Source organism: Microbacterium sp. LEMMJ01, assembly GCF_002114135.1.
Lineage (GTDB): Bacteria > Actinomycetota > Actinomycetes > Actinomycetales > Microbacteriaceae > Microbacterium.
Map to the genome: position 1 here is coordinate 12344 of NZ_NCTV01000026.1, position 22968 is coordinate 35311.

Annotated in this window: 27 protein-coding genes; 16 read left to right on the forward strand and 11 right to left on the reverse strand. The window is 73.0% G+C overall.

The annotated features are described in order from the left end of the window. Positions 1-4: 4 nt before the first annotated feature. The 10 genes from B7W94_RS08145 to flgN are packed head-to-tail and all read right to left on the reverse strand — an operon-like array spanning position 5 to position 8207. Positions 5-1198 carry a hypothetical protein gene (locus B7W94_RS08145; RefSeq protein WP_085605842.1) on the reverse strand — a complete coding sequence of 398 codons (1194 nt, stop codon included), beginning with the start codon at positions 1196-1198 and terminating at the stop codon, positions 5-7. Next, positions 1182-2303 (reverse strand): hypothetical protein, encoded by a 1122-nt coding sequence (locus tag B7W94_RS08150; protein ID WP_139833289.1) that lies wholly within the window; start codon positions 2301-2303, stop codon positions 1182-1184. The genes B7W94_RS08145 and B7W94_RS08150 overlap by 17 nt, the downstream gene beginning before the upstream one ends. 11 nt (positions 2304-2314) lie before the next feature. After that, the gene (locus B7W94_RS08155; RefSeq protein WP_025104334.1) at positions 2315-2797 is read right to left on the reverse strand and encodes a hypothetical protein; all 483 of its coding nucleotides are present in this window, start codon (positions 2795-2797) and stop codon (positions 2315-2317) included. After that, positions 2794-3882: a tRNA (adenosine(37)-N6)-threonylcarbamoyltransferase complex transferase subunit TsaD gene (gene tsaD / locus B7W94_RS08160; protein ID WP_025104335.1), complete on the reverse strand. Its 1089-nt coding sequence runs from the start codon at positions 3880-3882 to the stop codon at positions 2794-2796. The genes B7W94_RS08155 and tsaD overlap by 4 nt, the downstream gene beginning before the upstream one ends. After that, positions 3879-4367: a ribosomal protein S18-alanine N-acetyltransferase gene (gene rimI, locus B7W94_RS08165; RefSeq protein WP_025104336.1), complete on the reverse strand. Its 489-nt coding sequence runs from the start codon at positions 4365-4367 to the stop codon at positions 3879-3881. The genes tsaD and rimI overlap by 4 nt, the downstream gene beginning before the upstream one ends. Further along, positions 4364-4981 carry a tRNA (adenosine(37)-N6)-threonylcarbamoyltransferase complex dimerization subunit type 1 TsaB gene (gene tsaB / locus B7W94_RS08170; RefSeq protein WP_025104337.1) on the reverse strand — a complete coding sequence of 206 codons (618 nt, stop codon included), beginning with the start codon at positions 4979-4981 and terminating at the stop codon, positions 4364-4366. Before tsaB ends, rimI begins: the two co-directional genes overlap by 4 nt. A gap of 57 nt (positions 4982-5038) precedes the next feature. Beyond that, on the reverse strand, positions 5039-5410 hold the full coding sequence (locus tag B7W94_RS08175; RefSeq protein WP_085605846.1) for a flagellar assembly protein FliW: 372 nt from the start codon (positions 5408-5410) through the stop codon (positions 5039-5041). Continuing rightward, on the reverse strand, positions 5407-6288 hold the full coding sequence (gene flgL, locus B7W94_RS08180) for a flagellar hook-associated protein FlgL (protein ID WP_060923324.1): 882 nt from the start codon (positions 6286-6288) through the stop codon (positions 5407-5409). Before flgL ends, B7W94_RS08175 begins: the two co-directional genes overlap by 4 nt. Positions 6289-6301: 13 nt before the next feature. After that, a complete protein-coding gene (gene flgK, locus B7W94_RS08185; protein ID WP_085605847.1) occupies positions 6302-7711 on the reverse strand; it encodes a flagellar hook-associated protein FlgK in 1410 nt (469 codons plus the stop codon). A 13-nt stretch (positions 7712-7724) separates the two neighbouring features. Beyond that, on the reverse strand, positions 7725-8207 hold the full coding sequence (flgN, locus tag B7W94_RS08190; protein WP_025104341.1) for a flagellar export chaperone FlgN: 483 nt from the start codon (positions 8205-8207) through the stop codon (positions 7725-7727). A 218-nt stretch (positions 8208-8425) separates the two neighbouring features. Between flgN and B7W94_RS08195 the strand changes: the two genes are divergently transcribed. From B7W94_RS08195 to B7W94_RS08270, 16 genes are all read left to right on the forward strand, one after another. Then, entirely contained in the window at positions 8426-9229 is an 804-nt protein-coding gene (locus tag B7W94_RS08195) for a sigma-70 family RNA polymerase sigma factor (protein ID WP_025104342.1), read from the forward strand. An 81-nt stretch (positions 9230-9310) separates the two neighbouring features. Beyond that, positions 9311-10141, forward strand: a complete 831-nt coding sequence (locus tag B7W94_RS08200) for a flagellin N-terminal helical domain-containing protein (RefSeq protein ID WP_025104343.1) — start codon at positions 9311-9313, stop codon at positions 10139-10141. 88 nt (positions 10142-10229) lie between these two features. Then, on the forward strand, positions 10230-11618 hold the full coding sequence (gene fliD / locus B7W94_RS08205) for a flagellar filament capping protein FliD (RefSeq protein ID WP_025104344.1): 1389 nt from the start codon (positions 10230-10232) through the stop codon (positions 11616-11618). A gap of 2 nt (positions 11619-11620) precedes the next feature. Further along, positions 11621-12007, forward strand: coding sequence for a flagellar export chaperone FliS (fliS, locus tag B7W94_RS08210; protein ID WP_025104345.1), 387 nt, complete (start codon positions 11621-11623; stop codon positions 12005-12007). Continuing rightward, positions 12004-12300 (forward strand): hypothetical protein, encoded by a 297-nt coding sequence (locus tag B7W94_RS08215; protein WP_025104346.1) that lies wholly within the window; start codon positions 12004-12006, stop codon positions 12298-12300. Before fliS ends, B7W94_RS08215 begins: the two co-directional genes overlap by 4 nt. A 112-nt stretch (positions 12301-12412) precedes the next feature. Continuing rightward, positions 12413-12754 carry a flagellar basal body rod protein FlgB gene (flgB, locus tag B7W94_RS08220; protein ID WP_025104347.1) on the forward strand — a complete coding sequence of 114 codons (342 nt, stop codon included), beginning with the start codon at positions 12413-12415 and terminating at the stop codon, positions 12752-12754. Continuing rightward, complete coding sequence (locus B7W94_RS08225) at positions 12751-13146, forward strand: flagellar basal body rod protein FlgC (RefSeq protein ID WP_025104348.1); 396 nt, start codon at positions 12751-12753, stop codon at positions 13144-13146. Before flgB ends, B7W94_RS08225 begins: the two co-directional genes overlap by 4 nt. 41 nt (positions 13147-13187) lie before the next feature. Beyond that, on the forward strand, positions 13188-13448 hold the full coding sequence (fliE, locus tag B7W94_RS08230) for a flagellar hook-basal body complex protein FliE (protein ID WP_051582258.1): 261 nt from the start codon (positions 13188-13190) through the stop codon (positions 13446-13448). Further along, positions 13448-15070 carry a flagellar basal-body MS-ring/collar protein FliF gene (gene fliF / locus B7W94_RS08235; protein ID WP_025104350.1) on the forward strand — a complete coding sequence of 541 codons (1623 nt, stop codon included), beginning with the start codon at positions 13448-13450 and terminating at the stop codon, positions 15068-15070. Before fliE ends, fliF begins: the two co-directional genes overlap by 1 nt. Next, positions 15067-16071, forward strand: a complete 1005-nt coding sequence (fliG, locus tag B7W94_RS08240; protein WP_085605849.1) for a flagellar motor switch protein FliG — start codon at positions 15067-15069, stop codon at positions 16069-16071. Before fliF ends, fliG begins: the two co-directional genes overlap by 4 nt. After that, the gene (locus B7W94_RS08245) at positions 16061-16669 is read left to right on the forward strand and encodes a FliH/SctL family protein (RefSeq protein ID WP_025104352.1); all 609 of its coding nucleotides are present in this window, start codon (positions 16061-16063) and stop codon (positions 16667-16669) included. The genes fliG and B7W94_RS08245 overlap by 11 nt, the downstream gene beginning before the upstream one ends. After that, positions 16666-17958 (forward strand): FliI/YscN family ATPase, encoded by a 1293-nt coding sequence (locus B7W94_RS08250; RefSeq protein WP_085605851.1) that lies wholly within the window; start codon positions 16666-16668, stop codon positions 17956-17958. Before B7W94_RS08245 ends, B7W94_RS08250 begins: the two co-directional genes overlap by 4 nt. Next, a complete protein-coding gene (locus B7W94_RS08255; RefSeq protein ID WP_085605853.1) occupies positions 17955-18377 on the forward strand; it encodes a hypothetical protein in 423 nt (140 codons plus the stop codon). Before B7W94_RS08250 ends, B7W94_RS08255 begins: the two co-directional genes overlap by 4 nt. Then, positions 18374-19747, forward strand: coding sequence for a flagellar hook-length control protein FliK (locus B7W94_RS08260; protein WP_085605855.1), 1374 nt, complete (start codon positions 18374-18376; stop codon positions 19745-19747). Before B7W94_RS08255 ends, B7W94_RS08260 begins: the two co-directional genes overlap by 4 nt. Before the next feature lie 14 nt (positions 19748-19761). Continuing rightward, complete coding sequence (locus tag B7W94_RS08265; RefSeq protein WP_025104356.1) at positions 19762-20220, forward strand: flagellar hook assembly protein FlgD; 459 nt, start codon at positions 19762-19764, stop codon at positions 20218-20220. A gap of 25 nt (positions 20221-20245) precedes the next feature. Continuing rightward, on the forward strand, positions 20246-21406 hold the full coding sequence (locus tag B7W94_RS08270; protein WP_085605857.1) for a flagellar hook protein FlgE: 1161 nt from the start codon (positions 20246-20248) through the stop codon (positions 21404-21406). 91 nt (positions 21407-21497) lie between these two features. Here the strand turns inward: B7W94_RS08270 and B7W94_RS08275 are convergent, their stop codons facing one another. Further along, entirely contained in the window at positions 21498-22868 is a 1371-nt protein-coding gene (locus B7W94_RS08275; protein WP_253247410.1) for a M23 family metallopeptidase, read from the reverse strand. Positions 22869-22968: the final 100 nt, after the last annotated feature.

Below are 22968 nucleotides of genomic sequence, written 5' to 3' on the forward strand. Positions count from 1 at the left end.
CGTGTCAGCCCTCCGGGTCGCGGCCCGGGATGTCGACGCGGATCGGATCCCCGGGCGGGCCGGTGGTCACGAGGTAGGACTCGCCCGTCGCCGCGTCGACGACGGCGGGGCCCGAGGTCACGGTGAGATAGGGCGTCTGCCAGCGCGTGAAGTCCACCTCGATGACGGATGCCGACAGCAGCTCCCCGGTCTCCTGGTCGACGTCGAGCAACTGCACGCGGAGCCCGGACTGGACGGCTTCGTCGATCGTGGCGCACTGGCGCGAGCCGTCGGCGTCGACGATCAGGCAGCGCTGGGAGGGCCCGCTCTCCGTGCTGCGGTCGCCGAGCCAGACCGGCTGCTCGCGGAACGACCCGAGGACGGAGAGGTTGAGGTCATAGCCGTCGCCGACGAGCTCTTCCGCCCTCGCGCGCTCCGCCTCGCCGAACTGGGCGACGAGCGTGGAGCTGCCTCCCCAGCGCTGGATGCTCACCATCGGCTCGTCCGTGGTGGAGAAGAGCATGACCGCCGTCACGCTGTCGAAGGAGAAGGAGCTCTCCTCGTCGTCCGCGGAGGAGACCGGCACGGGGAGCGAGGCGTACAGGCCCGTCCCCACCTCCTCCCCGGCCAGGCAGGTCGACTGGGAGTCGGCGCCCACGTCGAGGATCAGGCACCGGGTGGCCCCGTCGTCCTGTGTGGCGAACCAGGCGAGCGCCCCCTCCGCCTCCCCCACCGGGCGGACGGAGCCGGGATCGTAGTCCTCCCCGGCGAGTTCGATCCGCCGATCCTCCTGCGCCTCCGTCAGGGGGAACGCGTCCGGTCGCGGGGCGAACAGCGCCCACCCGGCCCCCACGCCGATCGCGAGGAGAGCCGCCGACGCCACGAGCACCGGCACGAGACCGCGGCGGTTCGCGGCCGGCGCCTCGGACGCGGAGACGTCCTCCGTGTCCTCCGGCGCGGCGTGTTCCGCGACCGGCCCTTTCTCCGGCTCCGGGAGAGCGTCCGCGACCTCCTTCGCACCGCCGGGGTCCGGGGGTGCGGACGTCGCCGGCTCCTCGGACGCGGACAGGGCCGTGCGGCGGCGCTCCGCCTGGAGCTCCTCCAGCCGGAGGGCTGCGGCAGCGTCGAGCCCGCCGTCACGGCCGTATGCCGCACGCTCCAGCGCCCGGCGCTCCGCGTCGTCGTCTCCGGACCGGGGTCGGTCAGTCTCCTCCCGCACCGACGTCGCTCCCTTCTCGGATGATCACGAAGGACGGGGAGCCACCGCCCGGCAGCTCGTAGGTCGTCAGGCCGCCGGTCTCCGCGTCGGTCAGCTGCAACGTCAGCCGACCGTCGTGCTCCTGCAGCGTCTCCGTCGTCTCGCAGGCTTTCGGCGCGTCCGGTGTCGCCCCGTCGTAGACGAGGCACTGCCGCCCCGTCTCGGCCTCGGAGGCCGTCCAGATCGGGACGTCGCGGTCGTACCCCACGACCCAGATCGAGTGGGGGTCGAACCCGTCCTCGACCAGACGCGCGGCCGTGCGGGTCTCTTCCTCGTTCGCATAGGTGATGCCGCTGCCCTCACCGGAGCCGAACTCCGAGACGCCGACGGCCACCGCCGGTTCGCCGTCGGGCGTGAGGAGCAACTGCGCCATGACCTGTCGGGTGTACTCGTCGTCCCGCTGCGTCGTCACCTCGCCCCACAGCCCTTCCTTCTGGACGGCTTCCCGCTGGTTGCAGCTCGGCGTCGTGCTCTCCGCCGATCCGAGGACCAGGCAGACGCTCGCCCCGCCGTTCTGTGTCGCCATCCAGACGACCGCGCCCTCCTCCGTCGCGACGGCGCGCACCGATCCGGGGTCGTACTTCCCGGATGCGATGAGTTCGGACTGCCACCCCTGCTGCTCGGCGCTGAGCGCGACCGCGGCACCGCCGGTCCGGCCGAAGGCGAGCCACCCGATGCCGAGCCCCAGGAGGACCATGACGACCGCGGCGAGCGCGAGCATCCCGCGCGAACGGTGCCGCGCCTCGGTCACGGCGGGGCGGTCGGTCCGGGTGGCGTCGTCCACCCTCTCGTCGTCCGGCACCACGGGAGCGTCGTCTCCTGTCGGAGTCTCGCCGTCGTCCGGGACGGTGGCGAGGGAGTCCCGGGACCGCGGAGGACCGGGCTGCCTGGTGTCCGGCACAGAGCCGGCCATCGGATCCGACGTGCTCGGTCCCGGAGACGGACGTCGCCGGGCATCGTCGAGCTCTCGCAGGCGCGCGGCCTCCGCGTCCGTGAGGCCTCCGCCCGGGCCGAAGGCCTTGCGCTGCAGGGCCCTGCGCTCCGCGACATCATCGTCGTCCGTCATGGCCATCCCGCCTAGCCGAGTCTCTCGAACTGCATCCCCGCCCAGACCAGCCAGCCGAGGCTGTACACGGTCGCGCACAGCCCCAGCACGAGCGCCCAGCGCGCGATCGCGCGGTTCTCGACGGGGCGGCGCAGCGACATGATGGCGGCGATCACGGCGACGACCGCGACCGGGATCCCCCAGCCCACGAAGAACGATGCGCCGAGCGCGACGATCGCCGCAAGCAGCGCCCACGGCGCCAGCCGCGTGTCGTCCACGGGCACGGGCTCGGACGCCGGCTCCCAGGCGTCCTCCTCCCCGTGGTCGAGGTCGGGCCCGCTCACGACCACGGGCTCGATGCCCACCGGGCCCGTGGGGAGCTTCGTGTAGCCCTCCCGCGGAGCTCCGGGAAGGCGCGCGGTCCCGGCCGGGCGCTCGACCTGCCCGCTCGCGCGCTCGACCCGCGCGCGGGGGGCGACCCCGTCCGGTTCCGGTTCCTGCGCGAGCCCGGTCACGCCGGCACCGCCTCCGCGACCTGGATCTCCGTGACCGGCAGCGTCGAGTCCGCGCCGAAGCCGAGGGTCGAGGCGGGACGCCCCGATGCGATGAGCTCGGCGGCGAGCGCGGCGATCATGGCGCCGTTGTCCGTGCAGAGGGACAGCGGCGGGATGCGCACGGTGACCCCGGCCTCGGCGGCCCTCGACAGCGCGACCTCGCGGAGCCGGCGATTCGCGATCACGCCGCCCCCGAGCAGCAGGCGCGGCACCCCGAGGTCGGCGCAGGCGTTGAGCGCCTTGGTGACGAGGACGTCGACGACGGCCTCCCGGAAGCTCGCGGCGACGTCGGCGATCGGCAGCTCGCGCGCGTCGGCGCCCGCGGCGGCGTTCTCCGCCTCGAAGCGCTCGACCCAGCGGGCGACAGCGGTCTTCAGCCCGGAGAACGAGAAGTCGTAGCGATGCTTCGCGAGGTCCGAGGCACGCGAGAGCCCGCGCGGGAAGCGGATCGCGTCCGGGTCTCCGCCGACCGCGGCCCGGTCGATCTCGGGGCCGCCGGGATACGGCAGGGACAGCAGCCGGGCGACCTTGTCGAACGCCTCGCCCGCGGCGTCGTCCACGGTCTCGCCGAGCAGCTCGACATCGGTCGTGAGGTCGCGCACGTGGAGCAGGGAGGTGTGGCCGCCGGAGACCAGCAGCGCGATCGTCGGGTACTCCAGCGGCGCCGCATCCGGGGTGAGGATGTCGGCCGCGATGTGACCCACGAGGTGGTTGACCGCATACAGCGGCTTGTCGAGGGCGACGGCGAGTCCCTTCGCCGCTCCCACGCCGACCATGAGCGCTCCGGCGAGGCCGGGGCCGCTCGTCACCGCCACCGCATCGAGGTCGGCGAGACGGACGTCGGCCTCGGCCAGGGCGGCGTCGATGGCCGGCTGCAGCGCCTCGAGGTGCGCGCGGGCGGCGACCTCCGGCACGACGCCGCCGTACCGGGCGTGCTCGTCCATGCTGGAGGCGATCGTGTTGGACAGCAGCGTGCGCCCCCGCACGATGCCGATGCCGGTCTCGTCGCAGCTCGTCTCGATGCCGAGCACCAGGGGCTCACTCATGCGGTCGCCTCCTCCGGCGTATCGGCGGGCGCCGGGTGGCGGCGCAGGTCCAGACGCATCACGATCGCGTCGACGTCGTCCGGCTGATAGTAACGGGGGCGCCTGCCGATCTCCTCGAAGCCCTCCGTGCGATACAGCCCCTCGGCCGCCGGGTTGTCGGCGCGCACCTCGAGGAACACCTCGTGCGCGCCCCGGGCGGCAGCCGTCCGCAGCAGGGCACGCAGCAGCGCGCGCCCGCGTCCCTGCCCCCGGACCTCGGCGAGGAGGGCGATGGTCTGGATGTCGGCGTCCGCGCCGCCCTGCAGGGCTCGGACCCCGCCGTAGCCGACGATCGCCCCGCCCTGCTCGTCGACGAGGTAGCGGCCGTGCGGGCTCGCCAGCTCGCTCGCCATGGTCTCCCGGCTCCACGCGTCGGTCGGGAACGAGCGCTCCTCGATGGCCATGATCGCGTCGAGGTCGTCCGGCCGCGCGTCCCGGAGTGTCATGCGCCCACCTTCTTCGGGGCACCGGGCAGGGTGACGTCCGGATGCCGCAGGTAGAGCGGCTCCTCGCCGGCGAGGACCCGGCCGGCGGCGAGCGCCCGCGCCCCCACCCGGGCGAGGTCGACCGCGGACAGCGTCGTCACGTCCACCCGGCGGAGGCCCGCGAGATGCTCGTCGGCGTCGGCGGCGCGCACGAGCACGGTGTCGGCGATCGTGCGCGGGATCCCGTCCTCGTCCTGCCCGTCGAACACGGTGACGGCGACCTCGCGGCGGCGGGCGTCGGTGACGACGGCGAACGGTCCGGTCACGGTGGCCTGGATCGTGAGCGCGGCCGCCGTGTGGCTGGGGACCGGGACGACGGGGACGCCGCGGCCGAGGGCGAACGCCCGCGCGGTCGCGATGCCGATGCGCAGCCCGGTGAACGGGCCGGGGCCCATTCCCGCCACGACGTGCGTGATGCCGTCGGACCCGCCCTCGCGGAGCACGTCGCGCACCAGGTCGCCGATCACCTCGGCGTGGCCCAGCGGGTCGGCGGTACCGGCCTCGGCACGACGCGTCCCGTCCGGGTCGATGAGGGCGACGGCGGTGCCAAGGGAGGTGTCGACGGCGAGGATCACCTCTCCAGGGTAGTCGTCACCCCGCCCGTCACGGCCGGCGATCCGACCCCGCACGGGTCAGCCCAGCGGCGCCCGCACGGGGTAGTCCTGGCCTTCGAGGATGACCTGCGCCGCCGCTCCCGTCGCCCGGTTCACGACGACCGGTGCCAGCAGGTTGACGCTGACGCCCTCGGCGGCGGGGTGGGCGACCACGAGCACGAAGGCGTCGTCCGCCGAGGAGAGAGCGAGGTCGGCGACCTGCGCGTCCGTGAGGGTCGGCGCGTACTCCGTGAGGACGGTGTTCGGGTCGACCAGGTAGAGCCGCAGGGCCTCGTCCTCGACCGCCCGCATCGCGAAGAGCCCGTCGGCGCCCTCGACCGGTGCGAGGGCGAAGTCCACATGGGGTGCCAGTCCGGGCGGCGGGGCCGTGAAGGTGAGCGCGGCGGTCATCGCAGGAAGTCCATCAGCGACGGCTGCAGCACGCGCGCGTTCACCGCGAGCGCCGAGCGGTACACGAGCTCCTGCGCCTGCAGGCGGATGAGCACCTCGACCGAGTCGACGTCCTCGACCGCGGCGCGGCGGGACTCGAGGGACACGGAATTCTGCACTGCCGCCTCCTTGGCGCGTTCGATCTGAGCCTGCCTGGTGCCGACCGCGCCCTGCACGCCCAGCATCGCCGTGCGGCGGTCGTCGATCTCCGCGAGCCGTGGTCCGACGTTGGTGCCGGAGCGGAGGTCGGCGACGATGCGGTCGACGAGGGCGAACACCGAGTCGTCGCCCGTGCCGAACACCGCCGCCCCGTCGGTGTCGACGCGGACGGCCGCCGCATCGGACACACGTCGCGTGACCTCGGAGCCGGCGACGCCGCTGTATGAGTAGTCGGCGGCGAAGGCCGCCGTGTCCGAGGTACCCGCGAACACGGACCGCCCGAGCAGCCGGGTGTTCGCCTGCGAGAGCAGCTCATCGCGGATGCCCTCCAGCTCCACCGCGAGGGCCTCCTTCGCCGCGGCGTCCAGCGCCCCGTCGTTCGCTCCCTGCGCGGTGAGGTCCCGCACCCGCGAGAGCAGCGAGGTGCTGGAGGTGATCGCCGTGTCGGCCGCGGTCACCCACGCCAGGCCGTCGTCGATGTTGCGCGCATACTGCTCGGTGCGGCGCTGCTCGGCGTGCAGGGCGAGGGCGGCAGCGGCCGCGGCCGGATCGTCCGAGGGCGCGGCGAACGCCTTCTGCGACGTGGCCTGCTCCTGCAGACGGGCGAGCTCGGAGAGGTTGGACTGCAGCTGGCGCATCGCCGTCTGCGTCATCGTGGTCTGGGTCACGCGAGAGATCATGGGGCTCCTCCGGTCAGCGTCCGACGACGCCCGTGCGGTTGATGAGGACGTCGAGGGCCTCGTCGACGGCGGTGAGCACGCGGGCCGCCGCCTGATAGGCGGTCTGGTACGTGAGGAGGCTGATCGTCTCCTCGTCGCCGTCCACGGCCGCGACCGACTGCTGGGCGCCGACGGCGCCGACCGCCGCCGCATCCGACGCCTTCGCACGCTGCACATCGGCCGCGGTGGACACGCCGAAGCGGGTCACCTGGTCGGTCCACAGCGCATCCGGAGAGGTCGCGCGCTGCCCGATCTGGGAGATGAGGTCGGCGTTGGTCGCGTCCTTGGAGCCCGCTCCGGGCGCGGCGAGGGCCAGGTCGGCCGCCGAGGTGACGGCCACCTGCAGCCCGAGCGCGGCGGAGCCGGTCGCCGGCAGCGTGAAGAAGTCGCCCCCGGGCTGTCCGGACGCCGTGACACCGGCGCGGTGCTGCGCGTTGAGCGACTCCGCCAGCGCCGTGGCCACCCGGTCGTAGGTGGCGGCGAGCTGTGCCAGCATCCCGCCGTCGGCGGCCGGGGCGAGCACCGCGAGCGAGCCGCCGAGCTCTCCGCCGTCGACCACGAGGGGAAGATCCGGGACCGACTCCCAGACCACGCCGACGCGGGGTGCGCCGTCGATCGTCGCCGCGCCGGTCAGGGCGAGGTGACGCGCGTCGCCTCCGGAGACCAGGGCGTTGCCGCCGAGGCGGACCGTGAGCGTGCCGTCCGCCTCCACGGTGGCGGTGCCGCCGGCGAGCCGGGCCACGTCCTCGGCGAGCAGATTGCGGCGGTCGGTGAGCTCGTTGGCCGAGCGGCCCGAGGCCAGAGCGTCGCGGATCTCGGTGTTCAGCACCGCGATCTGGTCGGCCGCGGCGTTGACCTGGCTGACGGTGCGCTCGGCCGTTCCCCGTGCGGCCGTCCACTGCGCGGCGACGGTGCGATAGCCGCCGGAGATGTGGGCGGCGAGCTCCTTCGCCGACTCCAGGATGCTCGCGGCCGCGGCCCCCGAGTCGGGGGTGTTGGCGAGATCCTGCCACCCCGCCCAGAAGTTCGTCAGCCGGTTCGCGAGGCCCTTGTCCGTCGGTTCCGCGAGCGCCGACTCGGCGGTCGTCGCGGCGAGCGCGCGGGTGGCCCAGTAGCCGGAGGCCCCGAGGGTGTCGCGGACCCGGGCGTCGAGCAGCGCGTCGCCGAGGCGGGACACCCCGTCGATGGAGACGCCGTGTCCGGGGAGCGCGCCCATGCTGAAGCGCCCCGTCTGCGCGACGGCGGCGATGGAGGAGGTCTCGACGCGCTGCCGCGTGTACCCCTCGGTCTTCTGGTTGGCGATGTTCTGCCCCACCACATCCATGCCCCGCCGCGCGGCGGCGAGGCCGCTGGCGGCGGTGGTCAGTCCACTGAAAGTCGACATGAATCCCTCTCGGTCACATCTCGGTGTCGATGATGCGGGCGGCATCCTCGCGGGCGCGGTCGCCGCGGGTGGTGTATTCGCCGCTCTCCTGGCCGAGAGCGGCGATGGTCTCCTGGGTGGCGCGGAGTACTCCGCTGAGCTGCTCCGCGGCGGCGTCGCGCATCTGCTCGACCTCCGCCGTCAGCTTCACGAGCGCGCGCATGTGGTCGGTGAAGACGTCGCCCCAGGCCCCGTCCGGGGCGTGCTCGATGAGCTGGCCGATCGTCGCGTCCTGAGGAGCCCCCCACTCCTCGGCGACGCCGGCGACCTCGACGGCCCTGGCCAGGCTCGCGGCGCGCAGGCGGTCGAGCACCTGATCGATCTCCCTGGCCGCGAACTGGATCCAGTGCGACCGGCCGGCGGCGAGCAGCAGCTGTTGCTCGTCGAGCTTGAAAAGCAGCATCTCGAGCAGCTCGCGCTCGCGCCAGAGCTGCATCGATAGTTCGTTGGCTCCCATGATCCCCTTGTCCCCAGCGATCCCCCGCCCCACGCAGGTGCGATCGGCCCGCCTGTTAACGGTTCATAAATCTCTATCGGCCACCGCGCCCCTAAGGTTACTATGTGGACTGGCGGCGGTTAGTGCTCCCCATGGACATATCCCGGACCTTGTGATATGACCATCTACCCCTCGCCATGGAGCTTCCGGAGTGCATCCAGAGAGGTGGATCATCCCCCATGTCGTCGCGCGCTGAGCGCAACCGCCTCGTCGAGGCCAACCTCCCCCTGGTCGGCTACCTCGCTGCAGACACCCATGCTCGGGCTACCCATATCCCCCGCGAAGAGCTCGCCGCCGTCGGCGCGCTCGCCCTCGTGACCGCCGCCGACGCCTACGACCCCGCGCTCGGCGTCCCGTTCGGCGCGTACGCCCGCCGCCGCATCCTCGGCGCGTTCGCCGACGAGATGCGCGCCATGGACTGGGCATCCCGCGGCATCCGCAAGCGCATCAAGGAGACCGTCGCCGTCCGCGACACCCTCACCGCCGCCCTCGGTCGAACGGCGACCGCCACCGAGATCGCCACCGCCATGGGCTCACCCAAGGAGGCGGTGGTGGAGGCCCTCGCCGACGCCGCGCGCACCGTCGCCCCGCTCGACGACCCCGCCACGCGGGACCTCGTCGCCGACATCCCTCTCCCCGAGGAGTCCGCGCTGGTCGGCGAGCGACGAGAGGTGCTCGAGCACGCCATCACCGCTCTCCCCGAGCGCATGCGGCGCATCGTCGTGGCCGTCTACGTCGAGGAGCGCCCCGTCAAGGAGATCGCCGAGGAGCTGGGCGTGACCCACTCGGCCGTCTCGCAGCAGCGGGCGGAGGCGGTGCGCCTGCTCCGCGACGCCCTGGACCGCTACTTCGCCGAGGGCGGCACAGAGACCACGACCACCACCCGCGTCTCGCCCGCCGCGCGGGATGCGTACTTCGGCCGCATCGCCGAGGCCGCCGGCGTCCGGATCGGTGAGGTCTTCCGCGCCGCCGCCCCCGCCTAACGCGTCCGCATCCTCCGCCGATAGGTGAGTGCAGGAGACCACGGATGGTCTCCTGCACAACACATCACGGAGGAAACCCTCATGGGTATGCAGATCAACACCAACGTGGGCGCGCTCAACGCCTACCGCAACCTGTCCAACACGCAGAACGACCTGTCGAAGTCGCTCGAGAAGCTCTCGAGCGGTCTGCGCATCAACCGCGCCGCGGACGACGCCGCCGGCCTCGCGATCTCCGAGGGCCTGCGTTCGCAGGTCAACGGCCTGAACGTCGCGGCTCGCAACGCCCAGGACGGCATCTCGGTCATCCAGACCGCGGAAGGCGCCCTGACCGAGGTGCACTCCATCCTGCAGCGCGTGCGCGACCTGACCGCTCAGGGTGCGAACGACTCGAACAACGCGAAGTCGCGCGAAGCGATCCAGACTGAGATCGGCGCCCTCGCCGACGAGCTCACCCGGATCGCCGACAGCACCAACTTCAACGGCATCAAGCTGCTCTCGGGCGGCACGACGCTGACGTTCCAGGTGGGTGCGGGCGCGGTCGCCGCCGAGGACCAGATCTCGGTCGGCCTGACCAACTTCGCCAACCTCGGCACCACCATCGAGACGCTCGCCGGCACCATGACCGACGCGGCATCGTACGGTGCGGCTCTGGCGGGCATCGACACGCAGATCCAGGCGGTCTCGACCGCACGTGCCGGCTACGGTGCGCTGCAGAACCGCTTCGAGTCGACCATCAACAGCCTCAACGTGTCGGCCGAGAACCTCGCCGCCGCCGAGAGCCGTATCCGCGACACCGACATGGCGTCCGAGATGGTCAAGTTCACGTCGGCGAACATCCTGTCGCAGGCGGGAACGGCCATGCTGGCCCAGGCCAACCAGGCCAACCAGGGCGTGCTCCAGCTGCTGCGCTGATCCGCGCCGCCGCACGGAATCACTCCGGGGGTCCGGGTGACGGCTTCGGCCGTCGCCCGGGCCCCGCCGCACACAGAAGGGAAGCCGCATGTCGCTCTCGCTCGACGGCCTCGTGTCGGGGCTCAAGACCACCGAGGTCATCAAGGCCCTCATGGACGTGCACGCCATCCCCCGCACGCTGCTCAAGGCCAAGATCGACGACAAGAACGTCGTCATGACGCAGCTGCGCACCCTCAACACGGCCGTGCAGAACCTCGCCGCCGCCGCCGAGAAGGCCGCAGCGCCCGGCGGTCTCGACCGCTTCACCGGCAGCGCGTCGTCCGAGTCGGTGAAGGTCGCCCTGCGCACCGGCGCGGCGCCCGTGTCGACCGACATCGTCGTCGACCGTCTCGCCCAGGCGCACACGGTGGTCTCCGCGTCCGCGAGCCGCTGGCCCGCCGACCCGCCCGTCCTGACGCTCGAGGACGCCACGGGGAAGCGCGTCCAGGTGCAGGCCGACTCGACGTCGATGCAGGACATCGCCCAGGCCATCAACGACGCCGACACCGGTGTCCTCGCCACGGCCGTCCCCGCCGGCAAGGATGCCGACGGCACCCCCGTCTACCGCCTGCAGCTCCGGGCCGAGGAGTCCGGAGAGGCAGGACGCTTCCGCGTCTACGCGGGCGACCTCGCCGCGGTGGCCGCCGGCACCGCCACGGACGTGTCCACGGAGCCGGGCGCCGCTGTCATCGCCACAGGCACGGATGCGCAGCTGCGCCTCTGGGCCGGCACGGCGGCCGAACAGGTCATCACCTCGTCCGGCAACACGTTCACCGATCTCTTCGAGGGCGTCGACGTGACGGTCTCCACCGTCTCGACGACCCCCGTCACGGTCACCGTCGCCGTCGACGGCGAGGCCAGGACCAAGGCCTCCGGCGAGTTCATCGCCCTCCTCACGGACATCTTCACCCGCATCGACAACGGCTCGAAGGCGACGGTCGCCGCGGGACAGGGCGAGAAGACCACCCTCGGCGTCTTCACCGGCGACAGCACCATCCGCGGTCTGCGGACGGCCCTCGCCGACGCCGTGCAGCACCCCGTGGACGGCGTCTCGCCCTCCACGATCGGCATCTCGACCGACATGTACGGCAAGCTCACGTTCGACGAGGAGAAGTTCTCCGAGGCGCTGGCGAAGGACCCCGCGGCCGTCGGCGCGCTCTTCTCCGCGGTCGCGGCACGCGTGGAGCAGACGGCGACCTCGTACTCGGACAAGTACGACGGGCTGCTCACCTCGCGGATCACGGGTCAGGAGAGCGAGGTCAAGAGCCTCGGCGAGCAGATGGAGCGCTGGGACGTGCGCCTCGCGCAGCGCAAGGCGTCGCTGGAGCGCACGTACGCGCGCCTCGAGGTGATGCTGTCGCAGATGCAGTCGCAGTCGTCGTACCTCGCCTCCCAGATCAACGCGCTGCCGAGCAGCCGCTCCGGGTCGGACTCGTGAGCATGAACGCCGCCCTGCGTGCCCAGCAGCGGTACCGCGAGGACGCCATCCTGTCCGCCCCGCCGGAGCGCCTGGTCACGATGCTCTACGACCGGCTCCTGCTCGACATCGAACGCGCCGAGACGGCGCAGCGGGCGGCCGACTGGACCGAGGCCAACACCCAGCTCCAGCACGCGCAGGCGATCGTGGCCGAGCTGTCGTCGTCCCTCACCGACGACTGGAGCGGCAGCGCCGGGCTGCGCTCGCTGTACGTCTTCCTCTCGCAGACGCTGATCGGCGCCAACATCGGCCGCGATCCGGAGCGCACGCATGCCTGCCGCGAGCTCGTCGTGCCGCTGCGCGACGCCTGGCACGCCGCCGCCCTGGCCGTCGTGGAGGGCCGCGCATGACGGACGAGGACTGGGCCGCGCTGCTCGACCGGCTCGAAGCGGACGCCGACCGGATCATCGCCGCGCCGGCGGGAGCCGTCGAGGTGCACGACATCATCCCCTGGGCGCCGCCGTCCTCCCCGCTCCCCCCGCACCTGGCCGATCGCGCCCGTGCGGTGATCGACCGGCAGCACGCCGCCATGGAACGCGCCCGGTCGGAGCTCGAGGGGCTGCGGCAGCACCTCGGTGCCGTCCGGCGCGTGCCGGCACCCCGCTCTCCCGATGCCCCCGCCTACCTCGACGTGGACGGGTGAGGAACCCTCCTAACGAAACCGCACGGACGGCCGACAGTCCCCCGAGAGCACGGATGGCTCGCAAGACTCGGCCAGGGAACGGCCACTTCACCCACACACGGGGAGCCGGTTCGTGTTCGACTCTGTGACCATCACCGCACTGACCAGTGCGCTGAACGGCCTCTCGCTGCGCCAGCGAGCCATCGCCGACAACATCGCCAACATCAACACCCCCGACTACCACGCCAAGCGCGTGCAGTTCGAGGCCGCGCTCGCCGACTCGATCGCCGCCGGTGACGGGGACGTGTCCGCCACGGTCGGGACATCGCTCGAGCCGACACGGCTGAACGGCAACAACGTGAACCTCGACACCGAGACCCTCTCCAGCATCGACACCATGCTCCGCTATCAGTTCGCGACGCAGGCCGTGAACGGATCGTTCTCCTCGATGCGCACCGCGATGAGGACGTCATGACCTTCGACGCCATCGGGATCGCCGGCACGGGACTGACCGTGCACCGGAAGTGGCTCGACGCCATCAGCGACAACATCGCCAACATCAACACCGCGACGTCGACCGACGGCGCGGCGTTCCGGGCGCGCTACATCCTGGCGCAGACCAGCGACCAGTCCCCCGGGGTCTACGTCGCCGGGACCGTCCAGGGCGACGCCGAGGGCCGGCTCGTGCACCAGCCCGACCACCCGCTCGCCGACGCCGACGGCTACGTGCGCTACCCCGACATCGACCTGGGAGACCAGATGAGCCAGCTGATCCTCGCGCAGCGCGGATACCAGGCGAGCGCGGCGATCGTGGACCGCGCCCGCACCTCCTACGAGGCGGCGCTGCAGATCGGGCGGAACGCGTGAGCGCCGTCGCCGGCATCGAGGCCGTCGCCTCGTCCCTCGGCATGACCACCTCGCCCGTGACGGGTGCGAAGACCGGCGACGACACGGCCTTCGCGAACAGCGTCACCGGGGCGATCGACGAGCTGCGCTCGCTGCAGTCCGAGTCCGACACCCTGAAGGTCGCCGCCGTGACCGGCGACCTCGACGACATCCACGCCGCGATGATCGCCTCGTCGCGCGCCGCGGTCACCCTCGAACTCGTCGCCGCCGTCCGCAACAAGGGCGTCGACGCGTTCAACGAGATCATGCGGATGCAGGCCTGATGCCCCCGGCAGTGACCGGGGCGTTCCAGCGGATGCGGCGGGTGATCGCCGGATTCTCGCTCGCGCAGCGGACCATCGCCATCATCGGCATCGCCGTGCTCGCACTCGGCATCATCGCCCTGTCCAGCTGGCTCACCCGCCCCACGTACACACCGCTGTTCTCGGGGCTGAACGCCACGGACGCGAACGCCGTGGTGGAGCAGCTGCGCTCCGCCTCCGTCCCCTACGAGCTCGCCGACGGCGGCGCCACCGTGCTCGTCCCCGAGAAGGACGTCTACGACCAGCGGCTCGCGGCCGCGTCCGCCGGACTGCCGAGCGCCGGATCGGCCGGGTACTCGCTGCTCGACGACATGGGCGTCACCACGAGCGAGTTCCAGCAGTCGGTCACCTACAAGCGCGCGATCGAGGGCGAGCTCGCCGCCACGATCTCCGCGATCGACGGCGTCTCCGCGGCCTCCGTGCAGCTCGCGATCCCCGAGGAGAGCGTCTTCGTGTCGGAGACCGTCGACGCGACGGCCTCCGTGTTCGTGGAGACCGCCGGACGCACGACGCTCGACCAGAAGCAGGTCGAGGCCATCGTGCACCTCACCTCGGCCGCCGTCAGCGGCATGAAGCCGGAGAACGTGGCCGTCGTCGACCAGACCGGGCGGACGCTGTCGACCGTGGGCGGTGGAGCCACCGGCGGCCTCGACCAGCAGGCGAGCGACTACGAGGCCCGCGTGGCCGCGAGCGTGCAGCAGATGCTGGACACCGTGGTCGGCCCGGGCAACGCGACCGTGACGGTGGTCGCCGAGATCGACCGCTCGGTGAACGAACGCGTCGAGGAGACGTACACGCCGGCCGAGGGCGCGCCCCCTCTCACCGAAGAGGTCCGCGAGCAAAACAGCAACGGCTCCACCTCCGAGGCCGGGGTCCTGGGTCCGGACAACATCGCCGTGCCGAACGGGAACGGCGACGGCACCTACCGGTCCTCCGAGGAGACCCGCACCAACGCGGTGAACAAGGCCACGGAGAGCACGTCCACCCCCGCCGGAAACCTGCTGCGGCAGTCGGTGTCGGTCGCCGTGGACGCCGGCGCGGGCGGAGACCTCAGCTCCGCGCAGCTCAGCGACCTCGTCGCCACCGCAGCCGGCATCGACCGCACCCGCGGCGACGAACTCGCCGTCGAGCTCGTCGCGTTCAGCCAGACGGACGCCGAGGCCGCCCAGGCCGCGCTGCAGGCGGCGAAGGAGGCCGAAGAGGGCGCCCGTCAGGCCGCGCTCCTGAACACCGTCATCATCGCCGCTGCCATCGCCATCCCGCTCATCGCCGCGATCACCGCGCTGATCATCAGGTCCCGACGGAAGGCGGCGGGCGTGGAGGAGTTCGACCAGCTCTTCGGTGACCGGCCCGCCGAGCTCGCCGCGCTCTCCGCCGATGCACCGACGGCCGTGCTGGAGGCGCCGACCACCCCGCTCGCCTTCCTCGAGCCGGTGCCGGATCTCGACCCGGACCCCGAGCCCGAGCCCGCGCAGATCAGCCTCGAGCGCCGCCGTGCCGAGATCGACGCCCTCACCCGGCAGGACCCGCAGCGCACGGCCGAGCTGCTGCGCACCCTCATCGACGACAGGTCGCGGGCATGAGCGGACTCACCGATCGGCAGACGGCCGCCATCGTCCTCATGAACCTCGACCGCGCGCAGGCCGTCGAGGTCATGAAGCATCTCTCGGAGACCGAGGCCGAGGCCGTCGCCGCCGAGATCATCGGGCTGCAGGACCTCGATGCGGAGACGACCGCCCAGGCGCTGGGACAGTTCCATCGCATCGCGGCCGGGCACCTGCCCCCCGCCCGCGGCGGGCGCGACATCGCCGCCGGGCTCCTGGAGGCCTCCTTCGGGTCGGAGCGGGCGGCCGCCGTGCTCGGCCGCGTGGGCTCCACGTCGATGAGCGCCTCGTTCGACTTCCTCGCCTCCGCCGACGCCGCCCATCTCGCCACGCTCCTGGACGGCGAGCTGCCGCAGACCGTCGCACTCGTGCTCGCGCACCTCCCCGCCGATCAGGCCGCCGCCGTGCTCGCCGCGCTGCCCGACCCCGCCCGGACCGACGTCGCGCAGGCCATCGCCACCATGGGCACCGCCTCCCAGGAGGCCATCGCCATCGTCGCCGACGCCCTCAAGGCGCGGACCGGCAGCCTCGCGTCGCGGGACAGCCCCGAGGTGCTCGGCGGCGTCGAGCCGCTCGTGGAGATCATCGGCCGCTCGGGGGCCACCATCGAGAAGGCCCTGCTGGCGAGCATCGAGGACCGCGACAGCGCCCTCGCGGAGGACATCCGCTCGCGCATGTTCACGTTCGCGGACATCGTCAAGCTCGACGACCGGGACACCCAGCGCGTGCTGCGGGGCATGGACATCCGGTCGCTGGCGCTGGCCCTCAAGGGCGCCCAGCAGCCGATCGTCGACCTCATCCGCCGCAACGTGTCCGAGCGCAACCGCGAGAACCTCGACGAGGAGGCCAGGTCGCTGGGCCCCGTGCGCGTCTCCCAGGTCGAGGAGGCGCGGGCTGAGATCGTCCGCACGATCCGGGCGCTGGAGGCCGCCGGGGACATCACCGTGCAGCGGGCCGACGAGGACGAGTATGTCTACTGACGCCTTCGCCCCCGCCGCGTTCCCCCGGCTCGGCGGCTCGGACCACCGCGGGGAGCAGGAGCGCGCGCGCCGCCGCGGGTACGCCGAGGGCCACGCCGCGGGCTTCCGGGCGGGCACGGCCGACGCCGAAGCCGCGCACCGCGCCGCCGCGGCCGAGCAGGCGGAGCGGGAGCGCCATCGCGCCGAGGAGATGGCCGCCGCGGTGGCGGCCCTGCACGCCGCGGCACGCTCCCTGGCGGAGCGGGAGGCGGAACTGGAGGCCGCCGCGACGACGCAGGTGCTCTCCCACGCGATCGACCTCGCGGAGCTCCTCCTCGCGGCCGAGCTGAGCGATGCGGGCACCGCGGCGGCCGCTGCGGCCCGCCGCGCCCTGAGCGCGACCGCGCCGGCCGCGGTACGCAGCCTCCGCGTCCATCCGGAGGATCTCCGGCTCCTCGCCGCGGAGACCGGAGACGACCTCGCCGCATTCCCGCTCGTCGCCGACGACACCCTCGCCCGCGGCGACGCCGTGGCCGTGCTCGCGCACGGCGTCATCGACGCGCGGGTCGGGACGGCGTTCGAGCGCGCGCGCCGCGCCCTCGCGGAGGGCACGCCGTGAGCTCCTGGGCGGCGGTGCTCGAGGCGGCGCGGCCGGAGCGCATCGGCGAGGTCTCCCAGGTGCGCGGACTCAGCGTGCAGGTGCGCGGGCTCGACGGCGCCATCGGGGACGTGGTCACGCTCGACGGCATCGACGCCGAGGTCGTGGCGACGGGCGAAGACGGGCTGCGCTGCATGCCGCTCGCCCCGGTCGCCGGACTCACCGTCGGCGCCCCGGTGCGCGGCCGGGGCGGCCCGGTGCGCGTTCCCACCGGACGCGCGCTGCTGGGCCGGGTCCTGGACGGCCTCGGGCGTCCCATCGACGGCAAGGGTCCGCTCGCGGCGCCGCAGGTGAGCCTGGATCACGACACCCCCTCGATCATGGAGCGCGATCGCATCGACACCCCGCTCCCCCTCGGCGTGCGCGCGCTCGACACCCTCGTCAGCGTCGGCCGAGGGCAGCGCGTCGGCCTGTTCGCGGGATCCGGCGTGGGCAAGTCGTCGCTGCTGTCGATGATCGCGCGCGGCACCGAGGCCGCGGTCACCGTCATCGCCCTCGTCGGCGAGCGAGGCCGCGAGGTGCGCGAGTTCATCGAGGACGACCTGGGCCCGGAGGGACTCGCCCGCTCGGTCGTGGTCGTCTCCACCTCGGATCAGCCGGCGATGGCCCGCATCCGCGCCGCCTTCACCGCCACCCGGATCGCGGAGGCCTTCCGCGACGACGGGGCGCACGCGATCCTCATGATGGACTCGCTGACCCGCGTCGCCATGGCCCAGCGCGAGATCGGGCTCTCCGCGGGCGAGCCCCCGGCCACCCGCGGCTACCCGCCCTCCACCTTCTCGCTCCTCGCCGGACTGCTGGAACGCGCCGGCACCGACCGCGCCGGCTCCATCACGGGCATCTACACCGTGCTCGTCGACGGCGACGACCACAACGAGCCGATCGCCGACGCGGTCCGCTCCATCCTCGACGGCCACGTCGTACTCGACCGCGCCCTCGCCCTCGCCGGTCACCACCCCGCCATCGACGTCCTCGGGTCCGTGTCCCGCGTGGCCGGCAAGATCACGAGCCGGGAGCGCCGCGCACAGGCGGCCACCCTCCGCGCCGTGCTCGCGGCCCGACGCCGGGCGAACGACCTCATCGACATCGGCGCCTATCACGCCGGCGCCGACGCCCGTATCGACGCGGCGATCGCCCATGAACGGCCGATCTCGGCGTTCCTCACCCAGCCGCTCGACGAGACGAGCGCGATCGACGACTCCTGGGCCCGCCTGGAGAGCCTCGTCTCCGCCTTCGAGGGGGTCTCATGAGCAGAGGGTTCTCGCTCGCCGGTCTCCTGCGCGTCCGGGAGATCCAGGAACGCGCCGCCGCGCAGCGTCTGTCGCGCGCGGTGATCGACGCGCAGCACACCGAGGCCAGGGACCGGGCCCTGCGCGCGCACCTGGCCGGCACGGACACGGAGGCCGTGGACGTCCGTGCGCTCGCGGCGCTCGCGGCGGCCCGGGTCTCCGGCCGGGCGCTGCTGGCCGACCTCACGACGCTGTCCGCCCTCCAGCAGGAGACGGTCGCCGAGGCGCGGTCCGCGCACGCCGACGCCCGGCGCACGCTGCGCGGCCTCGAGCGCCTCGCGGACGGCCACGCCGAGGCGTTACGCGCCGCCGACCTGCACGCCGAGCAGGCGGAGTTGGACGAGATCGCCTCCCGCTCCCGGACGGAGGGCTCGGCATGACCGCTCTCGACCTCCTCGCGGCGCTCGACGTGCGCCCCCCGCGCTCCGCAGCCCCGGCCGGCCGCGGCGGCGCCCCCGGAGCCGCCGCCTTCGCCGACGCCGTGCGCGATGCCGCGCGGGAGACGGAGCCGGCCGGCCCCGCGTCGGCCGAGGACCCCGCGACCGACGCGGCCACCGGGAGCGACGGCACCGCGGCCGTTCCCGCCGACGGTGCCGTCGTCACGCCGCTTCCGCTCCCGGCCCCGTCGCCCTCGGGGTCGGTGGTCTCGCCGCCCGCGATCCCGACTGTCGTTCCGCCGGACGCCGGCCCGACGGCGGTTCCGACGCCCGAGGGAGAGCAGACTCCGGCGACTCCGTCTCCGGCACCTCCGTCTCCGGCGGGTCCTGCCATCTCCGGCACCGACGCGCTCCCCCTGCCCGCCGTCGACTCCGCCTCCCCCGCGGCGACGCCTCCTCGTGCGGAGGCGGTGTCCACGGCGGCCGCCATGGCACCGGTCGACCCACCGGTCGACGCCGGAGCGGTCCGGTCGGCCCCCGCTCTCCCGTCGTCGGCCCCATCGACCGCGCCTCCGACGACCGGAGCGGTCCTGCCATCCCCGCCGTCTCCGTCCGTCGAGGCAGCGGCGGGCGCGCGTACCGGCGAGGACGGCGGGACGAGCGCAGGGTCGGACGGCAGGACGTCCCGCCTCGCCGGCCCGGCGCCGGATGGAGCGACGGCCGCGCTCGCGCTCCCGACCGAGGCCACGACCGTCCCCGAGACCCCCTCCGTGTCCGGGACGCCCTCCGTCCCGGTGCCGTCAGCCGCCACCCCCGCAGGCCCGAGCGCCGTCGACCCGGTCGCAGCCGGGTCCACGCCTGCGCCGAGCCCGGTCGCCGCCACGGCCACCGCGCCCGTCACGCCGCCGAGCGCCGTCCCCGCGCCGGTCCGACCGGCCCTGCTCCCCCAGCTGGCGGCTCCGGTGCTGTCCCTGGCCCAGGCCCCCGACGGCGATCACCGGATCACGCTCACCGTCTCGCCGGAGAACCTCGGTCCCGTCACCGTGCGGGTTCACATCGCCGGCTCCACCCTGCGCATCGAGCTGCAGGCCCCGAGCGAGATGGGCAGGGACGCCCTGCGCGCCCTCCTCGTCGATCTCCGCCGGGACCTCGCGGTCGCCGCGCCGCACGCCACCCTGAGCCTCAGCACCGGGGACGGCTCGTCCTCCTCGCCCCAGCACGGCGCGACGACGCACGGCCAGACCGGGAACGGCGACCCGGACACCCCGCGCCCGCCGACCACCCCGCGTCCCCCGGCCTCGGCGCCGACCGCTTCCCCGCCCCCGCCCGCACCGCCCGCCGCGCCCACCGGCGGCATCGACGTCTACGCCTGATCAGAGAGGACTCCATGACCACGGTCGACTCCATCACCGGCACCCTGCCCCCGGGTGCCACGCCGACGTCCGGTGTGCAGACCGGCAGCACGACGCCGGCGACCGAGCGCAAGAAGACCCTCGACTCGGAGGTGTTCCTCAAGCTGCTCGTGACCCAGCTCACCAACCAGGATCCGAGCTCGCCGATGAACACCAACGAGATGATCTCCCAGACGACGCAGCTCGCCTCGATGGAGCAGCTGACGGCGCTCGCGTCAACGAGCACCGAGAGCTTCGCCCTCAGCATGCGGCAGACCGCCGCCGCCCTCCTCGGGCAGGAGGCGCAGTACGTCGACGCCGACGGCGTCACCCAGAAGGGCGTCGTCACCGCGGTCTCGTATGCGGGAGCCGTCCCCACCGTGACCATCGGCGAGAAGTCGATCCCCCTCGACGCGATCTCCGGCGTCTCCCTCGTCCCCGGCACCGCTGCCTGACCCCGCTCCCCAGAAAGGCACCACCATGCTCCGTTCCCTCTTCTCCGGAATCTCCGGACTCCGCTCGCACCAGACCATGCTCGACGTCACGGGCAACAACATCGCCAACGTCAACACGACCGGCTTCAAGGCCTCGTCCGTGCAGTTCCAGGACTCCCTCTCCCAGCTCCTGCGCAACTCGATGCTGCCGCAGCAGGCGGCCGGCGGCCAGAACCCCGCCCAGGTCGGACTCGGCGTGCAGGTCGCCGGCATCAGCACCAACTTCGCCGGAGGAGCCCCGCAGCCGACCGGCGTCCCCACCGACCTGATGATCTCGGGCGACGGCTTCTTCGTCGTCCGCTCCGGGGGCGAGACCCTCTACACCCGCAACGGCGGCTTCACGTTCGACGCGAGCGGCCGTCTCGTCGGTGCCGGCGGAGCCCTCGTCCAGGGCTGGACCGCGACCAACGGGGCGATCGTCCCCGGTCAGGGCATCGGGGACATCACGCTCCCCGTCGGCGCCCTCAGCCCCGCGACCGCCACCACCACCGCGCGCGCCACCGGCAACCTGCCCTCCGGTGCCGCGGTCGGCGAGACGCTCGTGCGCGACATCAAGACCTACGGCGCCGACGGCTCCGCGTCCACCCTGCGGCTGACGTTCACGCGCAGCGCGACCGGGTGGGACGTCACCGACGGCGCGGGCGCGAGCACGGCACTGACCTTCACCGACGGGGTGCAGAACGGCGCCGGGAGCATAGTGTCGGGCGGCGTCACCGTCGACCTGTCCGGTGTGACCGGCTTCGCCGACGTCAGCGACATCGCGATCAAGGAGCAGAACGGCAAGCCGGCGGGCACGCTGAGCTCCTACGCCCTGACGAACGACGGCAGCCTCGTCGGCACCTTCAGCAACGGCGACACCCAGGTGCTGGCACGCATCGCGCTGGCCGGGTTCGTGAACCCCGGGGGCCTGGAGAAGGTGGGCTCCTCGCAGTTCCGCCCGAGCGGCAACTCCGGTCAGGCCGAGCTCGGACAGCCGGGCACCGGCGGCCTCGGCGGCATCATCAGCGGCGCGCTCGAGATGTCGAACGTCGACCTCTCGCAGGAGTTCACGAACCTCATCGTCGCGCAGCGCGGCTTCCAGGCCAACGCCCGCATCATCACCACGAGCGACGAGGTGCTGCAGGAGCTCACGAACCTCAAGCGCTGACCCCTCCCGAGACCCCGCCTTCGCGCCGAAGCCCCGCCGTATCCACGTGGATACGGCGGGGCTTCGACGATAAAGCGGGGTCTCGGCAGGGTCAGACGTAGATGCCGCGCTGCTCCATGAAGCGCACGGGGTTCGTGTACCCGCCGTTGATGTAGACCTCGAAGTGCAGGTGACAGCCGAACGAGCGGCCGGTGTCGCCGGCATACGCGATGACCTGACCCGCCCGCACCCACTGGCCGCTGCGCACGTTGATGCCGCCCGGCTTGATGTGGGCGTACCCGGTGCTGATGCCGCCGCCGTGCTGGATGCGGATGTAGTTGCCGTAATTCCCGTTCGGTCCCGCGTAGTCGACCGTGCCGGAGTTGGCGGCGTAGATCGCGGCACCACAGCCGTTGGCGAGATCCGCACCGTAGTGGAAGCTCGACGAGCATCCCTGAGGACCGCAGATGGGGGTGCGCGGGCCGTAGCTCGAGCTGCGTGCGCCGCCGTGCGGACGTACCCATCCGCCGCTGCCGGCTGAGCCGCCGCCACCGCCACCGCCGCCGCCGCTCGTCCCCCGGCCGGCCGCTGCGGCGGCCGCGGCCGCCGCAGCGGCCTCGCGCTTGCGGCGGGCTTCCTCTTCCCGTCGGCGCTTCTCGACGCCCGCCTGGTACCCCGCGACCGTCTTCGTCGTGGTGTCCTTGAGCGCGGCCAGCTGGGCCTTGAGGGTCTCGAGGTTCGCCGCCTGCTCGTCGAGCGCGGCCTGGGCCGCGTCCGCCGCCTGCTGCGCCGCGACCATCTTCTGCTCGGCGACCTGCTGCAGGCGGTCGCGCTCGTCCCTGGCGACCTGCGCCTGCGCGGTCAGGGCCTGCGCGGTGTTGCGCGCCGAGACGGCGTTGTCGTAGGTGGTCTGGTTGTACTCGAGGAACTTGTTCATGGTGCCGAGCCGCGACAGCAGCTCGTCGGCGTTGGCTCCCGACCCGGCGAAGAACAGCTCCAGTGCGGTGTCGTCGCCGCCGCTGCGGTAGAGCTGGGCCGCGATCTGGCCGGCCTTCTTCGCGGTCTCGTCGGCGAGCGCCGCCTTCTCGTCGGCCTGGGCCTGCAGGGCGTCCGCCTCGGTGATCGCGGCGAAGTAGGCCTGCTGCGCCTCGAAGAACTCGTCGGACGCGACCTGTGCCGCCGCCTGGGTCTCCGCGACCTTGCGCTCCAACGACTGAATCAGCCCCTGGATCCTGGTGACCTCGCCGGCCTTGGCCGCCTCGTTGTTCTTCGCGCGCTGCACGTCGTCCCAGCTCGGGTACGACGCGGCATGCGCGGCCGTGACCCCCGAACCGACGCCGAAGGCGGAGAGCGCGACGACGCCCAACGCGCCGATCCCGAAGGCATGGCGTCGGCTGACCGGCTGGTTCCACAGCGCGCCCCGTTCGGCAGGGGTCGGCGCGCAGCCGCACTCCTCGGCCGCCGTCGCCGCGGCCTTCTCCACGTTCCGATCCCGCACAAGGCTCCCTTCGCCCGCTGCTCATCGTCCCCCGCCCCTGGTCCCTATCGGCGACGACGCGCCCGCCGTGAGAAAGATCCCGCTC

What these genes read in the sequence shown, in the direction of transcription:
- B7W94_RS08200 (WP_025104343.1), top strand. Translation starts at nt 9,311, where the DNA reads ATGGGTATGCAGATCAACACCAACGTGGGCGCGCTCAACGCCTACCGC.
- fliE (WP_051582258.1), top strand. Translation starts at nt 13,188, where the DNA reads ATGACCACCTCGCCCGTGACGGGTGCGAAGACCGGCGACGACACGGCC.
- B7W94_RS08215 (WP_025104346.1), top strand. Translation starts at nt 12,004, where the DNA reads ATGACGGACGAGGACTGGGCCGCGCTGCTCGACCGGCTCGAAGCGGAC.
- fliS (WP_025104345.1), top strand. Translation starts at nt 11,621, where the DNA reads ATGAACGCCGCCCTGCGTGCCCAGCAGCGGTACCGCGAGGACGCCATC.
- flgK (WP_085605847.1), bottom strand. Translation starts at nt 7,711, where the DNA reads ATGTCGACTTTCAGTGGACTGACCACCGCCGCCAGCGGCCTCGCCGCC.
- tsaD (WP_025104335.1), bottom strand. Translation starts at nt 3,882, where the DNA reads ATGAGTGAGCCCCTGGTGCTCGGCATCGAGACGAGCTGCGACGAGACC.
- B7W94_RS08150 (WP_139833289.1), bottom strand. Translation starts at nt 2,303, where the DNA reads ATGACGGACGACGATGATGTCGCGGAGCGCAGGGCCCTGCAGCGCAAG.
- B7W94_RS08225 (WP_025104348.1), top strand. Translation starts at nt 12,751, where the DNA reads ATGACCTTCGACGCCATCGGGATCGCCGGCACGGGACTGACCGTGCAC.
- B7W94_RS08260 (WP_085605855.1), top strand. Translation starts at nt 18,374, where the DNA reads ATGACCGCTCTCGACCTCCTCGCGGCGCTCGACGTGCGCCCCCCGCGC.
- rimI (WP_025104336.1), bottom strand. Translation starts at nt 4,367, where the DNA reads ATGACACTCCGGGACGCGCGGCCGGACGACCTCGACGCGATCATGGCC.
- B7W94_RS08265 (WP_025104356.1), top strand. Translation starts at nt 19,762, where the DNA reads ATGACCACGGTCGACTCCATCACCGGCACCCTGCCCCCGGGTGCCACG.
- flgL (WP_060923324.1), bottom strand. Translation starts at nt 6,288, where the DNA reads ATGATCTCTCGCGTGACCCAGACCACGATGACGCAGACGGCGATGCGC.
- B7W94_RS08270 (WP_085605857.1), top strand. Translation starts at nt 20,246, where the DNA reads ATGCTCCGTTCCCTCTTCTCCGGAATCTCCGGACTCCGCTCGCACCAG.
- B7W94_RS08255 (WP_085605853.1), top strand. Translation starts at nt 17,955, where the DNA reads ATGAGCAGAGGGTTCTCGCTCGCCGGTCTCCTGCGCGTCCGGGAGATC.
- fliD (WP_025104344.1), top strand. Translation starts at nt 10,230, where the DNA reads ATGTCGCTCTCGCTCGACGGCCTCGTGTCGGGGCTCAAGACCACCGAG.
- flgN (WP_025104341.1), bottom strand. Translation starts at nt 8,207, where the DNA reads ATGGGAGCCAACGAACTATCGATGCAGCTCTGGCGCGAGCGCGAGCTG.
- B7W94_RS08195 (WP_025104342.1), top strand. Translation starts at nt 8,426, where the DNA reads ATGTCGTCGCGCGCTGAGCGCAACCGCCTCGTCGAGGCCAACCTCCCC.
- B7W94_RS08245 (WP_025104352.1), top strand. Translation starts at nt 16,061, where the DNA reads ATGTCTACTGACGCCTTCGCCCCCGCCGCGTTCCCCCGGCTCGGCGGC.
- B7W94_RS08175 (WP_085605846.1), bottom strand. Translation starts at nt 5,410, where the DNA reads ATGACCGCCGCGCTCACCTTCACGGCCCCGCCGCCCGGACTGGCACCC.
- fliF (WP_025104350.1), top strand. Translation starts at nt 13,448, where the DNA reads ATGCCCCCGGCAGTGACCGGGGCGTTCCAGCGGATGCGGCGGGTGATC.
- fliG (WP_085605849.1), top strand. Translation starts at nt 15,067, where the DNA reads ATGAGCGGACTCACCGATCGGCAGACGGCCGCCATCGTCCTCATGAAC.